Consider the following 14,982-nt stretch of genomic DNA (forward strand, 5'->3'; position numbering starts at 1 on the left):
CGGCCAGCGCCGGAGGGTCTACCACTCGAAAGGGTAGTATCCGCCGACCCCGGCTGAACGCAGGTTACGTTGGCACGCCACGCGGTCATCCGCGGTCGCCACGCCCGCGTACACGATTATGCAATACCAAGACCCGGGAGAAGTCACCGGGGAGACAATTCAAGAAGGGAGCGCTCCATCATGCCGTCTATTCTGTCGACCAAGGTCATCCCGTTGCTCGCCGGCCTCTGCTGTGCCGCCGCCATCGCCGCGCCAACACCGGATTACGAATATCCCCTGACGAATCAGGGCGAGGACGTCGGGATCACCATCGCCATGCTCCATCCGGACCTTCGGCTGGCCGAGGACGTCGGCGAAATTCCCGGTTACGAAGTCGAACTGCCACCCTACGAAAACACTCAGTGGCAGTACCGGGGCCAGGTCAAGCTGATCCTGCTCGACTACGGCAACATCGCCGAAGACGTGAACGCGATCTATCGCGAGGCGTACCAGACCGAATTCGAGAACGCCGTGGCCGAAAACATCGGCCGCCTGTTCACGGCCCGCGGCTTCCAGGCGTCGGGCGACCTCGAGGGGATGGCGGCACTGGATACGGAAGATCGCCAGGACGTCATGCTGACCAGCATCCCCAGCGCCACCCTGTCGTTCATGCGAAACGTGGACAGCCGCGAGTGCGTGGAGGACCACTGCACCGAGACCGGCGAACTGCTGCTCGAGGGTCAGTTCCTCTACCAGCTGGTGGAACCGGTCACCGGCAGTGCGGTGGCAATCAACCGCCTGAACGTTCACAACCTCGGCATCCGCCACAACTATGTGGTGGAAACCCGCGGTGACGAAACCCTGCGTGACACGCGCGTCGAGGCCGTGGCGATCTCGGTGCAGGAATTGCACGACAGCATCGTCACCAAGATCGATGAAATGATCAGCCGCGATCAGCTGGTTGCCCTGGTGGGCACCATCCAGGATCTCAAGAGCGGGGATGTAAAGCTGCGCGAACGCTGAGGTGGTCGCGAGCAATAAAGCCACGGGTTCCGGAGAATAATTGGCGGGCCCGGGAGTCCCGGGCCCGCCAACCTTCCGCACCGACGGGTCTACGCGGGGTGACCGGGGGCGAGTTCGCCGGCGCCGAAGCCGAATGATCAGCCCTGCAGGCTGACACTGACGGCCAAGTTAACGGCGCCGATGGGCCCTGACCACTACACGGACGGGTAGTGATGCAACTGCCCACCAAAATACTTTCAAGTCAAACGGTTGCGGCGCGGCGCGAGACGCTCCAGAAACGCCTGCTGATCGGCGAGGATGCGGCGATTGGCCAGGATCAGCCACTCCGCCAGATTGGGCTCGTAGGGCAACGCCAGCAGCTTCATGCCCGCAGCCTCCGGGGTGCGGTCGTCCTTGTGGCGGTTACAGGGTTCGCAGGCGGCGACCACGTTGGTCCACTCGTGCACACCGCCGGTGGAACGCGGCACCACATGCTCGATCTGCATGTCGCGATAGTTCATGTGCAGCCCGCAATACATGCAGATGCCGCCGTCGCGATGGTAGAGCTCGCGCCGCGACAGGGTGGGCACCAGCCCCCGGGCAAACCGGTGGGAACGGTCGCGCACTGCCACGATCGAATCGATCGCCAGCTCGCTCCGGTCGCCCGTTTCACGGCAACGCCCGCCACGCAGACGGATCTTCTCCGAGCCCGCCTCCCAGGCGATCTTGTCGGTGAAGTACAGGCCCACGGCCTCGCGCCAGTCGATCCATTCGACCGGCAGCCCGCCGACATCCAGCTTGAGAATTCTCGGAAACACCTCCACGGCATCATCCTCGCGGGGACCGGCGCTGCCGCCACGCAACTCCGGTTGATTTGCACGGTCATAGTGAGCGGCCCACATGACAGCGTTCTTAACCTGCGGGGCCCAACGAGTGCAAGTGGCGCCGCCGGGCCAGCTCTGGCGTCACAACCAATCCGGGCCGGGATGCGTACACTTCTGGCCTGCCGGGCATGCACCGGACCACCAGACATTGGAGACCCACATGAACCGACGCCTGCTCGTCGCAGGCCTGATCGGCATCGCGTTCGCGGCTGCAGCCTATGCGCTGATGGCACCGGCACCGGAGTCGACCAGCCGCCCGAACGTTGCCGTTGCCGTCGAACTGTCGCCGGCCGAACGCGGCTCACTGGTCACGCGCCGGCGCTTTGCCGGCAACCTGGAACCGGCGGCCGAATTCCAGGTGGCACCCAAGGTGGGCGGCCAGATCCTGGAAGTGCTGGTCGACATCGGCGATTCGGTGGCCCGCGGCGACATCGTCACCCGGCTGGACGACGCCGAATTTCAGCAGAGCGTGGCGCAGGCACGAGCGGAACTGGCGGTGGCGGAAGCGCGCCTGCAGGAAGCCGTTAGCGCCGCCAACCTGGCGACCCGTCGGCTGGACCGCATAGAACGGCTGGAAGCCCGCGGGGTGGCATCAGCCTCGGAGCTCGACGACGCCAGCGGCGAGGCCCAGGCACAGCAGGCGACAGTGGCAGTGACCCGCGCACAGCGGGACCAGGCGGAGGCGGCGCTGAACTCGGCCGAGGTGCGGCTTGGCTACACCCGCGTACGGGCCGACTGGCCCGGCGAGGACGAAACCCGGCTGGTGGGCGAACGCATGGTGGACGCCGGCGACACGGTGGCCGCCAACACGCCGTTGCTGTCGATCGTCGATATCGATCAGCTGCGCGCGGTGATCGAGGTGCCGCAGTCGCTCTACGGCGGGCTCGCCGTGGGCGATCCAGCGCAGATCCTGCCGCCGGGCCGCCCCGACAGCGAGGCGTTGAAAGCCCGCATCAGCCGCATCTCGCCCCGGTTCGACCCGGAATCCCGGCGCACCAGGGTGGAACTGATCGTGGACAATCAGGACCGCCGGCTGGCCGCCGGCATGTTCGTACAGGTGGGCCTGGAAAGCCGCCGGGTGGAAGACGCCCTGATCGTGCCTCGTGCCGCCCTGGTCAATCGCCAGGGCCGGCAGGGCGTGTTCACCGTGGCGCCGGACGCCGACAGCGCCCGCTTCGTCGCGGTCGAGGTGGCCCTGGAAAGTGACGACCGGGCGGCCCTGCGTGGCGTGGAGTCGCTGGACGGGCCGGTCGTGGTCCTGGGCCAGGACCAGCTTACCGACGGCGCCGCCATCACCCGCGCCGGCCAGGCCCAGCGCTCGTGAGTCTCCCGGGTTTCGCGGTCGCCCGGCCGGTGACCACGGTAATGATCACCCTGATCGCCGTGCTGCTCGGACTGGTGGCGCTCACCCGTATCCCGGTGGACCTGCTGCCCAACATCGAAGCACCGTCACTCAACATCCGGGTCAACTATCGCAACGCCTCGCCACAGACGGTGGAGGAACTGATCACCCGGGTGGTGGAACAGGCGGTGGCGGCCACCCCCGGACTGGAGGAAATGCGCTCGGTCTCGCGCGAGGGCGAGTCCGACGTCACCCTCAGCTTCGCCTGGGGCACCGATCTCGACGCAGCCGCCAACGATGTCCGCGACCGGCTGTTCAGCGAGGTCGACGACCTGCCCGACGAGGCCGAGCGACCCCGGCTGCGCAAGTTCGACAGCGCCGACCTGCCGATCATGGCACTGGGCATCGCCAGCCCCATCGACCCGGTGGAACTGCGGCGGATCATCGACAACCGCCTGCTGTACCGCATCCAGCAGGTGGCGGGTGTGGCTTCCACCGAAATCTGGGGCGGGCCGGAACGCGAAATCCAGGTCAATGTCGATCTGTCACAGGTCCAGGCCCTGAGTCTGTCGCTGGTGGATATCAGCCAGGCCCTGCAACAGGCCAACCGCAATCTGCCGGCCGGCGCCATTGAAGTGGGTCAGCGCGAGATCACCCTGCGCACACCCGGCCGGCTGGACGATCTCGACGAGCTGCGCCAGACGATGGTGACCACCCGGAACGGAACGCCCGTGACCGTGGCCGACATCGCGACCGTGGTGGATACCCAGCAGCGCGAGAACCGTTTGATCCGCATCAACGGCGATGCCGGGGTGCGCATGGCGGTGCGCAAGCAGTCGGACGCCAATACGGTGGACGTGTCGCGGCGGGTGCTGGCCGAGGTGGCCAAACTCAACGCCGAGTACCCGCAGCTGTCGATCCGGCCGTTCTTCGACACCGCCGGGTTCATCGAACGCTCGATCGCCAACGTATCCCGCTCGCTGCTCTACGGCAGTGGGCTGGCGGTGCTGGTGCTCCTGCTGTTCCTGGGCAACCCCCGCGCCACGCTAGTGGTGGCCACCGCGATCCCGGTGTCGCTGGTCGCCACCTTCGCACTGATCTTTTTCAACGGCTACACCATCAACCTGATGACGCTGGGCGGCCTGGCCCTGGGCGTGGGGCTGATGGTGGATTCGGCCATCGTGGTACTCGACAATATCCTGCGCCGGCGCGAGGAGGGCGGGGAAAACCGCATCGACTCGGGGGTGAACGGCGCCAACGAGATCGCCGCGGCGATCGTGGCGTCCACCCTCACCACCCTGGCGATCTTCATCCCCATGCTGTTCGCGCGAGAACTGGCCGGTCAGCTGTTCCGCGAACTGGCGATCGTGGTGGCCTTTGCGCTGATCTGCGCCCTGCTGGTGGCGCTGACGCTGGTTCCCATGCTCACCGCCCGGCTGGTCAGCGCCCGGCCGACCCCGCCCTGGCCATGGCTGGGCCGTCTGATCGCGGCAATCGGCCGGGGCTTCAACCGGGTTCAGGACGGCTATCGGGACCGGCTGGCCGATTCACTGCAGCGCCCGCGGCGCATTCTCGCGGCCACCGCCCTGGCCCTGGTGGGCGCAGTGATGGCCGTGCCCATGCTGGGCACCGAGTTCATGCCCGCCAGCGACGAGGGCGAGGTGCGGGTGGATCTGGAAATGCCGCTGGGCACCCCGCTGGAGGTGCTCGACCGCCAGACCCGCCGGGCCGAAGCCATCATCCGGGAAGAGGTGCCGGAACTGCTCTCGATGGTGACCAGCGTGGAAACCGAAGGCGGCGCGGAAACCGACATCCAGGTGGAACTCCCGCCCGTGAGCCAGCGCGACCGCTCCAGCAGCGAGGTGGCTGCTGCCCTGCGGGAAGCGGTCACCGGCCTGCCTGACACCACCGTGCGGGTGCGAGTGCGCCAGCCCTTCTTCCTGCGCTTTCTGTCCGGCAACCAGAGCGAGGGCGAGAATCTGTCGATCGAAGTCCGCGGTTACGATTTCGACGTGATCAACCGGCTGACCGGCCAGGTGGAAGGCGCCATCAAGGACATCCCCGGCATCACGGACGTGCGCTTGCCGCGTACCGGCGGCGAACCGCAGCGGCTGATCGACATCGATCGCAGCCGTGCGGCCGACCTGGGCGTATCGGTGGAGTCGGTGGGCCGGACGGTGGAGGCCGCCATCGCCGGCACCACGGCCGGCTATTTCCTGGACCAGGGCGACGAGGTGCGCATCCTGCTCAAACTGGCCAACAACCGCACCATCCCGCCCGACGCGATTCTCGACCTGCCCGTGCCCACCAGCGACGGCGACACCGTACCGCTGGGCGCGGTGGCCTCGCTGACCGAGGCCCGCGGCCCGGTGCAGATCGACCGCGAGGACCAGCAGCGCCTGAACCTGATCTACGCCAACATCTCTGGCCGCGACCTGGGGTCGGTGGTGGAAGACGTGCAGACCGCCCTGGCCGGCATCGCGGTGCCCAGCAATTACGATATTGCCCTGGCCGGGGAATTCGAGGAGCAGGTGGAGACCTTCCGCGAGATGGGTATCAACGTGATCCTGGCGCTGTTGCTGGTCTATATGGTGATGGCCTGCCTTTACGAGTCGCTGCGCGACCCGTTCATCGTGATGATCACCGTGCCGCTGGCGCTGATCGGGGTGGTGGCGATGCTTCTGCTCACCGGCACCACCCTGAACGCGCAGTCGCTGGTGGGGTGTCTGATGCTGATCGGTATCGTGGTCAACAACGCCATCCTGATCGTCGATCAGGCCAACCTGTTGCAGCGCCAGGGCGACAGTCCGCTGGACGCCGTGCGCGAAGCCGGCCGCCGACGGCTGCGCCCGATCATGATGACGGCCGCTACCACCATCCTGGCTCTGACCCCGCTGGCTATCGGTGTGGGCGAGGGTTCGGAATCGCAGGCACCGCTGGCCCGCGCGGTGATCGGTGGGCTGCTGTCGTCCACCCTGATTACCCTGATCGTGATTCCCGTGGTCTACGCCGGCTTCCACCGCGCCTGGCCACCCGCCCGACAAGGCACATACTAAATGCGTCGATCCACTTTCCTCACCGGCCTGCTCGGCAGTCTGTTCCTGGCAACCACCGCCGGGGGTGTCGAGCCCGACAACACCGTAGCCCCGCCCGAGACCGTGGACGCGCCGGTCACCGGCCCGCTCGAACTCTCGGTGGAGGAGGCGGTGGCCCTGGCGCTGCAGGCCAACCCGGAACTACTGGCCGAACGGCAGAACCCGATAATCGCCGGCACATTCGCCGATGTGGAACGGGCCCGTTTCGACCCCAGCGTGTTCGCCAGCGCCAGCATTGGTGCGGAGGTCAGCCAGCAGCAGTTCGCCAACACCAACGAGAATCTGCTGATCGAACGCGACACCAAATCGGCGGCGGTGGGGCTGCGGCAGTATCTGCCCACCGGCACCGACATCGAATTGTCCGTATCGCAGGACAAGTTCGAATCCAACCGTGCCCCCACCCAGGCCGGCGCCCGGGTCGGCCTGACCCTCACCCAGGCGCTGCTGCGGGGCGCCGGCATCGGCACCAATCTGGTGGCCCTTCGCCAGGCCCGAACCGACGTGGCGGCCAGCGCCTATCAGTTGCGCGGCTTCGTGGCCACGCTGGTGGCCGAGGTGGAACGCACCTACTGGCAGTACCTGGGCGCGCGCGAGCGCATCCGCATTCTGGAATCGTCGCTGGAACTGGCGCAGCGGCAGGTGGAGCAGGCCCGGCAACGCATCGACGCCGGCACCGTGGCCCGCACCGAGCTGGCCGCGGTCAAGGCCGAAGTGGCCCGGCGCCGGCAGGCGCTGATCGACGGCCGGGCCGAGGCGGAACGGCTGAAGGCCAGCCTGCTGCGGCAGATCAATCCGCCCGGCCGGGGCGACGGCGAGCGGGAGATTCGGCTCGCCAGCGAGGTGGAATTCACCCCGGGCGAGGACCCGGTAGCCTCCGAGCACATCGACCTGGCCCTGGCCCGCCGGCCGGAGATCAACGAGGCCCGGCTGCTGCTGGCCCGCAACGAACTGCAGGTGGTGGCAACCCGCAACGGCCTGCTGCCGCGGCTGGACCTGTTCGTCACCCTGGGCCAGACCGGTTTTTCCGACAGCTTCGGCGAGGCCTACAGCCAGGTCGACAGCGGCGATACCTACGATCTGTCCGCCGCGCTGGAATTCGAGTACCCGCTGGGCAATCGCGCGGCCGAGGCCGAAGACCTCCGGGCCCGGCGCGAGGTGGCCCAGGCCGAGGCCAGCCTGGCTAACCTGGGCCGGCTGATCAGCGCCGAAGTGCGAAACGCCGTGATCGAGGCCCGCCGCGCCGCGGCCCAGATCGACGCCACCGCCGCCACCCTGGCCCTGCAGGAAGAAACCCTGGAAGCCGAACAGGCCCGCTTCGAGGTCGGGCGTTCCACCTCCCTGCTGGTGGCCCAGGCTCAGCGTGACCTGCTGGCCGCCCAGCTCGACCGGGCGGACGCATTCCTGGCCTACCGGCAGGCGCTGATAGACCTCTACCGGCTGGACGGCAGCCTGCTGATCCGGCGCCTGATCGACGCCCCCGGCGAGAAACCGCCCGACCTGCCCTGGCTGGACAGCCGCTTCTGAGCGACCCGGCAGACGGGGACTGTCGCATGCTATAAACCGGGGCCTGTCGATTCCGAGGAGCACGCCCCCGCCATGTACGATTACGTCATCGTCGGCGCTGGTTCGGCCGGCTGCGCGCTGGCCGCCCACCTGAGCGCCGACGGCCACAGCCGGGTGTGTCTGCTGGAGGCCGGCCCGCGGGACAACCGCCCCTGGGTGCACTGGCCGGCCGGCACGCTGTTCCTACTGCGCGGCAAGGCCCGGAACTGGGCCTTCGACACCGCCCCGGAACCAGCCCTGGACAACCGTCGCCTGTTCTGGCCCCGCGGCCGCATGCTGGGGGGGTCGTCGAGCATGAACGGCATGATCTACATCCGCGGCCATGCCCGCGACTACGATCACTGGGCCGCGCTGGGCAATCGCGGCTGGGGCTGGCAGGACGTGCTGCCCGCGTTCCGGGCGATGGAAGATAACGAACGCGGCGCCGACGCCTATCACGGGGTCGGCGGGCCGCTGGCGGTCAGCGAGCCGCGCTACCGAAATCCGCTGTCGACCAGCTTCATCGAGGCCTGCCGCGAAACCGGGATCCCGGCCAATCCGGATTTCAACGGCGCCACCCAGGAAGGCGCCGGCTGGTACCAGTGCACCATTCGCGAAGGCCGGCGCTGGAGCAGTGCCGCTGCCCACCTGGGTCCGGGCGTGATGGCGCGGCCGAATCTCACTGTACTCATCGGTGCCCATGCCAGCGTCATCGAGTTCGACGGCCACCGCGCCTGCGGCGTGCGCTATCGGCAGAACGGCGAGACCCGCCGGGCGGCTGCCGACGCCGAAGTCATCGTGGCTGCCGGCGCAGTACAGTCGCCGCAGCTACTGATGCTGTCCGGCATCGGGCCGCGCGCCGAGCTGGCTGAACATGGCATCCCGCTACGCCGGGAACTACCCGGCGTGGGCGCCAATCTGCAGGATCATCTGGACGTGATGATCAACCTGCGCACCCGCACCCGCCACGGGCTGGCGGTGGCGGCATCGGCGATTCCGCGCAGCCTGATCGCGGCCTGGCAGTACGCATTTCACAAGAAAGGGCTGTTCGCCTCCAACGCCGCCGAGGCCGGGGCCTTCGTGCGCACCCGCGAGGACCTGGACACCCCGGATGTGCAGTTTCATTTCATCACCGCCCTGCTGCAGGACCACGCCCGCAAGCTGCCCTATGGCCACGGCGTGTCGCTGCATGCCTGCGCGCTGCGGCCCCACTCGCGCGGCCGCATCGGCCTGAACAGCGCCGACCCCTTCGCCGCGCCGCGCATCGAGGCCAACTACCTGAGCGACGAACGCGACCTCGACACCCTGGTGCAGGGCTTCCGCGTCGGCCGCGAGATTCTTCGCGCCGGTGCCTTTGCCCGCCATTACAAGCGGGAGATGCTGCCCGGCGAGTCGGTCGAGTCGGACGCCGAGGTGCGCGCCTTTATCCGCGCCAGGGCCGAGACCATCTACCACCCGGTGGGCAGCTGCCGCATGGGCCGGGACGATCAGGCGGTGGTCGATGAACGCCTGCGCGTGCACGGAGTGGAAGGTCTGCGGGTGGCCGATGCCTCGATCATGCCGACCCTGGTCGCCGGCAACACCAACGCCGCAGCCATCATGATCGGCATGCGCTGCGCCGCGATGATTGCCGAGGAGCGTGCCAGCCAGGCGCCGGAGATGGCGCAGGCCGTCGGCGCCTGAAGAGCAGCGTATCTGGCGCGAGAGAAAACCGGGCAGGTCGAACGACCCGCCTGGAACCGCAATTTCAGAACCTCGCGAGAGGCTCCCGAGCGGGAGAGGAGCCCGGCGCGTCACACCCGCCACGCTCGGCATCGACTGTGGCAAACACCAAGCCAGACTGTGCGGAAGCCCGGAATCACGGCCCGGGCGGACATTGTAGTCGCGCCGATGCGGAATAACGCAGGCACCTGCTGCGCCAGAAGCCGGCGCGATCACGGGGCGCAGTCCCGATGCAGAGGCGAGTCCGATCAAATGGCAATGATTCGCATTAACTGAAACTGTTGGGCATACTGCCCGGCTGGTCAATCCGACTTTAGCTTGCAGGCAACAAGGCGAGGCGCGTTATGCAACCTTCCGGCTGGCTCGATCCGAGCGCCGCATTCGAACTTCTCAGCCTGGGCGGCCCGGTCGTCGCCGTTCTGGGCGTGCTATCGGTATTCGGCCTGGCGATTGTGCTGTTGAAGCTCTGGCAGTTTGCCAGTGTGCGGCTGGGGGATCGCTCGTTCGTCGAGCCGGCCCTGGCTGACTGGCAGGCCGGGCGGGCCCCGGCGGCCCTGGACGCCCTCGAGGGCCGGCGCAATCCCATCGCCCGGGCCCTGGCCACCACCATGCGCGGCCTGCGCGCCGGGGTGGACCCGGCGCTGGTGCGCGAGGAAGCCGCCCGGGTAGGCGCGCGAGACCTCAATGCCCTGCGCGCTCACTTTCGCCCGCTGGAGGTGATCGGCACCCTCTCCCCCCTGCTGGGCCTGCTGGGCACGGTGATGGGCATGATCGAGGCCTTCCGGGAGCTGGAGAATGCCGGCAGCCAGGTCAATCCGGCGGTGCTGTCGGGCGGCATCTGGGAGGCCCTGCTGACCACCGCCGTGGGCCTGGTGGTGGCCATTCCCGCGGTGGCGGCCCTGAATTACCTGGAGCGGCGCGTGGAGCAGCTGCACGAGGACATGCAGGACGCGCTGACCCGGCTGTTCACCCAGCAGGCCGGGCTGGTGACCGAGGATGCCGCCGGCCAGCCGGCCGCCGGCGGGGATCAGGCCGCCCATGCACATTGAGGTCGCGCCCCGGCGGGCGCACCGCATCGGCCTGACCCCGCTCATCGATGTGGTGTTCATTCTGCTGGTGTTTTTCATGCTGGCCTCGAGTCTGCTGGACTGGCGGGGCATCGAGCTGGCCACGGGCAGCACGCCCGCGGATCGGGACACGCCGCCGCCGATCACGGTGACGGTGCTGGCCGACGGGTCCATCCGTTATGACGGCGGGGTGTACGAGGACCCGGCCGAGGCCGCATCGCTGATGCAGGCCCGCATCGAATCGGGCGAGGCCTCGGCGGTGGTGGTCGAGCCCGACACCGGGGTGACGCTGGGGCCGACGGTGGCGGCGTTCGATGCGCTGGCCGGGGCGGGGATCGAGGCGCTGGGGCTGGGCCAGGGGCGCTGATGCTGCTACCGCTGCCGCAACGCCGCCGGGAGACCGAGGAGAATATTCTCCCGCTGATCAATATCGTGTTCCTGCTGCTGATCTTCTTCATGGTGGCGGGGGCGCTGCATACGCGGGCGCCGTTCGAGGTGGCACCGCCGGGCACCGAGCATGCCGATGACAGCAACCCCGACAATCAGGTGCTGGCCATCGGGGCGGACGGGCAGCTGGCGCTGGGCGGGGACACGCTCGAGCGGCCGGCGCTGACCGCGCGGCTGCGCGAGCGCGAGGACGATACCCTGCTGCAGGTCAAGGCCGACTCGGGCCTGCCCGCGGCGGCGCTGACTGACCTGCTGGGCGAGATCCGGGCCGCGGGTATCCCCCGGATTCGGCTGCTGACCGTGCATCGCGGCGAATGACGCGACCCGGCTGGCAGCACTGGTGTGTCGTGCTGGCGGTGGCCGCCGCCGTGCATGTGGGGCTGTTCCTGCGGCTGGCCACGACCCCGCCCGAGCCGCAGGCGGTGGATGAGGGGGCCAAGGCCATCACGGTGGCGCTGGCGCCCAAACCGGCACCCGAGCCCGTCGAGGAACCTGAGCCGGAACCTGAGCCCGAGCCCGAGCCGGAGCCGGAGCCAGAACCCGAGCCAGAACCCGAGCCAGAACCCGAACCGGAGCCAGAACCCGAACCGGAGCCGGAACCCGCGCCCGAGCCGACTCCCGTGCCCGAACCGCAGCCGGAGCCGGAGCCCGCGCCGCCACCGCCACCCAGCACCGCGCCGCCACCGCCTCCGGAGGAATCAACCCCGGCCGAGCAGGAGGCCCCCGAGACTACCGCCGGCGCCACCGGCGGGGTGGCGGACGCCACGCCGGACTACCGCACCAAGCTGCAGGCCTGGCTGGAGCGGCACAAGGAATACCCACGCCGGGCTCGGCGCCTGGGTCTGCAGGGCAAGGTGCTGCTGTATTTCGTAATCGACCGCGAAGGCAATGTACTGGAGTGGGAAATTCGCGAGAAGTCCGGCCAGCGGCTGCTGGACGAGGCGGTGGAGGACATGATCCGCCGTGCCGATCCAATGCCGGCAATGCCGGACGAGATGGAGATCGCACGGTTGGAACTGGTGGTACCGGTGAACTTCCAACTGCGTTGAGCGGTTACCGCCGCTCGCGAGACCTCTGCAGGTCCACCAGGCCAGACCTATAATCGAGAACCATTCTCAGTTATACTGTTGAGTTGAGCCGCGCCACGGCGCCCGATTTCGTGACCGAAACACCCGACTCGACCCGACATGCCCAAACTGCAAACCGAACGCGTCCTCGACGTCCACCACTGGAACAACGGCCTGTTTTCCTTTCGCACCACGCGAGACCCTTCGCTGCGCTTCGAGAACGGCCAGTTCCTGATGCTCGGCCTGGAAATCGAGGACAAGCCGCTGATGCGGGCCTACTCGGTGGCCAGCGCCAACTGGGAGGACACGCTGGAATTCTTCAGCATCAAGGTGCCGGACGGCGCCCTGACCTCGCGGCTGCAGCACATCAAACCGGGTGACGACATCCTGCTGTCCACCAAACCCACCGGCACGCTGCTGATCCACGACCTGCACCCGGCGCCCAATCTGTATCTGTTTGCCACGGGTACCGGGCTGGCGCCATTCCTGTCCATCGTCAAGGATCCGGAGACCTACGAGCGCTTCGACAACGTGGTGCTCACCCACGGCGTGCGCGAGGTGGGGGATCTGGCCTATCACGACTACCTGACCCGCGAACTGCCCGAGCACGAGCTGTTGGGCGACATCATCAAGGCCCAGCTGCACTATTACCCCACGGTCACCCGCGAGCCCTTCCGCAACGAGGGCCGGCTGACCGATCTGGTCACCAGCGGCAAGCTGCAGGCGGACCTCGGGCTCGATACCCCGCTCGACCCGGCACGCGACCGGGCCATGATCTGCGGCAGCCAAGCGATGCTGGACGAGTTCCGCAACATTCTCGACGCGCGCGATTTCAAGGTGGCCAAACACATCGGCGACGTCGGGGATTACGTGTTCGAACGTGCCTTCGTGGAAAAGTGATCCCCCGGTGACGACGCCGGGCGCATTGCCACCGGGGCTGGCGCCGGACAACCGGGTGGTGCTGTTCGACGGCGTCTGCCGGCTCTGCTCCACCTGGGTTCGCTGGCTGCTGCGGGCCGACCGCCACGCCCGGTTCCGGCTGGCCGCCATGCAGTCCCCCGCCGGCCAGGCAATCCTGACCTGGTACGGCCTGCCCACCGATCACCATGAAAGCATGCTGCTGGTAGACAACGGCAGGCTTCACCAGAAATCCTCCGCCTTCCTGCATATCCTGCGCCAGCTCCCCCTGCCCTGGCGGGCGGGGATGGCCCTGCAGGCAATACCACGGCCGGTACGGGACTGGGCCTACGACCGCGTGGCCCGCAACCGCTACCGCTGGTTCGGGCGCCACGACCGCTGCATGGTGCCCACGCCCGAACAGGCCGGGCGCTTTCTCGACTGAAACGCCGGCGTGCCTGATACCATCCCGGCCCCGACCGCATCCGCGACCCCATGTCCGTTCCCGCCACCGTCATGCAGCCCGGTTCCGTCAATGCCAACAAGCTGGCCAAGCGCCTGCGGCGGCTGACCGGCCAGGCGATTGCCGACTACCGGATGATCGAGGACGGTGACCGGGTAATGGTGTGCCTGTCCGGCGGCAAGGACAGCTACACACTGCTGGACATGCTCCGGCATCTGCAGGCCAAGGCCCCGGTCTCATTCGAGCTGCGGGCGGTGAATCTCGACCAGAAGCAGCCGGGCTTTCCCGAGCACGTGCTGCCGGATTATCTCGATGCTGCCGGCGTCGATTACGAGATTCTCGAGCAGGACACCTACAGCGTGGTCACCGACAAGGTGCCGGAAGGCCGCACCATGTGCGGGCTGTGCTCGCGGCTGCGGCGGGGCATTCTCTACCGCTACGCCCGGGAAAACGGCTTCACCAAGATCGCGCTGGGCCACCACCGCGACGACATCGTGGAAACCCTGTTCCTGAACATGTTCTTCGGCGGCCGCATGGCGGCCATGCCGCCCAAGCTGAAATCGGACGACGGCGGCAACGTGGTGATCCGGCCGCTGGCCTACTGCACCGAGCGGGATATCGGCAAATGGGCCGCCCTGCAGGATTACCCCATCATTCCCTGCAATCTCTGCGGCTCGCAGGACAACCTGCAGCGGCAGGTAATCAAGTCGATGCTGGCGGACTGGGAGCGCACCGCCCCGGGACGCACCGAGCAGATATTCCGGTCGATGACCCGCATCGCCCCCTCGCAGCTGGCCGATACCGACCTGTTCGACTTCGCCGGCCTGCGTCCCGACCCGGACTGACGCAAAGCGGGGCGCCACCCCGGTGCGTGACGCGCCAAACCGGCCCGTCCCACCCCGCCGACACACCCGTGAACCCGCGATTTATCTTCCGCGCCGCACCAATCCCGAGACTGGCCCGACCTTTGCATGGATCCATCCGAACACGCTTGTCTCAACCTTAGTTCGAGGATGAAAACCATGAAGAAGCTGATTGCCGCCACCCTGCTCATCGCCGCCGCCCTGCCGGCCCGGGCAGCGCCGGAAGCCAGCCTGTCCGGCCTGCTGACGCTCACCGGCGATTCGATCATCGCCACCGCCGAGTTCCTGGCCGCGGATGTCGAGAACACCACGCTCTTCCTCACGGACGGCCTGGCCGCCACCGGCGACTTCCTGGCCGGCGACGTGGATGCCTTCTTCGCCCTGGCCAACGGCGAGATCACGCCGCAGGAATACCTGACCGGCTCGATCACCGGCACCACGGCATTCCTGGTCAACGATTTCAACGGTACCGCCACATTCATCGCCGACTCCATCATCGGCACCGGTGAATTCCTGGCCGCCGATTTCTTCACCGCCGCGGCGCTGACCGACACGCTGCCGGGGCTGGAAACCGCGGACCTGTCCGCACTGGGTATCTGATCTCCTCCGGAG

The 14,982-nt window shown here is 67.9% G+C and carries 14 protein-coding genes; 13 read left to right on the forward strand and 1 reads right to left on the reverse strand.

Features of this window, described 5'->3' with window-relative positions; translation table 11 throughout:
* The first annotated feature begins 180 nt into the window (after nt 1-180).
* Nucleotides 181-1,002 carry a hypothetical protein gene (locus RM532_RS06350; RefSeq protein WP_311652361.1) on the forward strand — a complete coding sequence of 274 codons (822 nt, stop codon included), beginning with the start codon at nt 181-183 and terminating at the stop codon, nt 1,000-1,002.
* Nucleotides 1,003-1,238: 236 nt separating this feature from the next.
* Here RM532_RS06350 and RM532_RS06355 read toward each other — a convergent pair whose 3' ends face one another.
* Nucleotides 1,239-1,883, reverse strand: coding sequence for an HNH endonuclease (locus RM532_RS06355; RefSeq protein ID WP_311652363.1), 645 nt, complete (start codon nt 1,881-1,883; stop codon nt 1,239-1,241).
* Nucleotides 1,884-2,025: 142 nt separating this feature from the next.
* On the opposite strand from RM532_RS06355, the gene RM532_RS06360 reads away from it, so the two are divergent.
* The 12 genes from RM532_RS06360 to RM532_RS06415 all read left to right on the forward strand — a co-directional run bounded on the left by RM532_RS06360 (nt 2,026) and on the right by RM532_RS06415 (nt 14,970).
* Nucleotides 2,026-3,189, forward strand: a complete 1,164-nt coding sequence (locus tag RM532_RS06360) for an efflux RND transporter periplasmic adaptor subunit (protein WP_311652364.1) — start codon at nt 2,026-2,028, stop codon at nt 3,187-3,189.
* Nucleotides 3,186-6,263 carry an efflux RND transporter permease subunit gene (locus tag RM532_RS06365; protein WP_311652365.1) on the forward strand — a complete coding sequence of 1,026 codons (3,078 nt, stop codon included), beginning with the start codon at nt 3,186-3,188 and terminating at the stop codon, nt 6,261-6,263. The genes RM532_RS06360 and RM532_RS06365 overlap by 4 nt, the downstream gene beginning before the upstream one ends.
* Nucleotides 6,264-7,826, forward strand: coding sequence for a TolC family protein (locus tag RM532_RS06370; RefSeq protein WP_311652366.1), 1,563 nt, complete (start codon nt 6,264-6,266; stop codon nt 7,824-7,826).
* Nucleotides 7,827-7,898: 72 nt separating this feature from the next.
* Nucleotides 7,899-9,527 (forward strand): GMC family oxidoreductase, encoded by a 1,629-nt coding sequence (locus RM532_RS06375; RefSeq protein WP_311652368.1) that lies wholly within the window; start codon nt 7,899-7,901, stop codon nt 9,525-9,527.
* A gap of 383 nt (nt 9,528-9,910) precedes the next feature.
* A complete protein-coding gene (locus tag RM532_RS06380) occupies nt 9,911-10,615 on the forward strand; it encodes a MotA/TolQ/ExbB proton channel family protein (protein WP_311652369.1) in 705 nt (234 codons plus the stop codon).
* Nucleotides 10,605-11,000, forward strand: a complete 396-nt coding sequence (locus tag RM532_RS06385; protein ID WP_311652371.1) for an ExbD/TolR family protein — start codon at nt 10,605-10,607, stop codon at nt 10,998-11,000. The genes RM532_RS06380 and RM532_RS06385 overlap by 11 nt, the downstream gene beginning before the upstream one ends.
* Nucleotides 11,000-11,398 carry an ExbD/TolR family protein gene (locus RM532_RS06390; protein WP_311652372.1) on the forward strand — a complete coding sequence of 133 codons (399 nt, stop codon included), beginning with the start codon at nt 11,000-11,002 and terminating at the stop codon, nt 11,396-11,398. The genes RM532_RS06385 and RM532_RS06390 overlap by 1 nt, the downstream gene beginning before the upstream one ends.
* Nucleotides 11,395-12,129 (forward strand): energy transducer TonB, encoded by a 735-nt coding sequence (locus RM532_RS06395; RefSeq protein ID WP_311652373.1) that lies wholly within the window; start codon nt 11,395-11,397, stop codon nt 12,127-12,129. Before RM532_RS06390 ends, RM532_RS06395 begins: the two co-directional genes overlap by 4 nt.
* Before the next feature lie 138 nt (nt 12,130-12,267).
* Nucleotides 12,268-13,047 (forward strand): ferredoxin--NADP reductase, encoded by a 780-nt coding sequence (locus tag RM532_RS06400; protein ID WP_311652374.1) that lies wholly within the window; start codon nt 12,268-12,270, stop codon nt 13,045-13,047.
* Nucleotides 13,048-13,054: 7 nt separating this feature from the next.
* Nucleotides 13,055-13,489 (forward strand): thiol-disulfide oxidoreductase DCC family protein, encoded by a 435-nt coding sequence (locus RM532_RS06405; protein WP_311652375.1) that lies wholly within the window; start codon nt 13,055-13,057, stop codon nt 13,487-13,489.
* Between the two features lie 71 nt (nt 13,490-13,560).
* Complete coding sequence (ttcA, locus tag RM532_RS06410) at nt 13,561-14,352, forward strand: tRNA 2-thiocytidine(32) synthetase TtcA (protein ID WP_349255279.1); 792 nt, start codon at nt 13,561-13,563, stop codon at nt 14,350-14,352.
* Nucleotides 14,353-14,529: 177 nt separating this feature from the next.
* The gene (locus RM532_RS06415; RefSeq protein WP_311652379.1) at nt 14,530-14,970 is read left to right on the forward strand and encodes a hypothetical protein; all 441 of its coding nucleotides are present in this window, start codon (nt 14,530-14,532) and stop codon (nt 14,968-14,970) included.
* Nucleotides 14,971-14,982 lie beyond the last annotated feature (12 nt).

The sequence above is a fragment of the Spectribacter hydrogenoxidans genome (genome assembly GCF_031846275.1).
GTDB classification, from domain to species: domain Bacteria; phylum Pseudomonadota; class Gammaproteobacteria; order Nevskiales; family Salinisphaeraceae; genus Spectribacter; species Spectribacter hydrogenoxidans.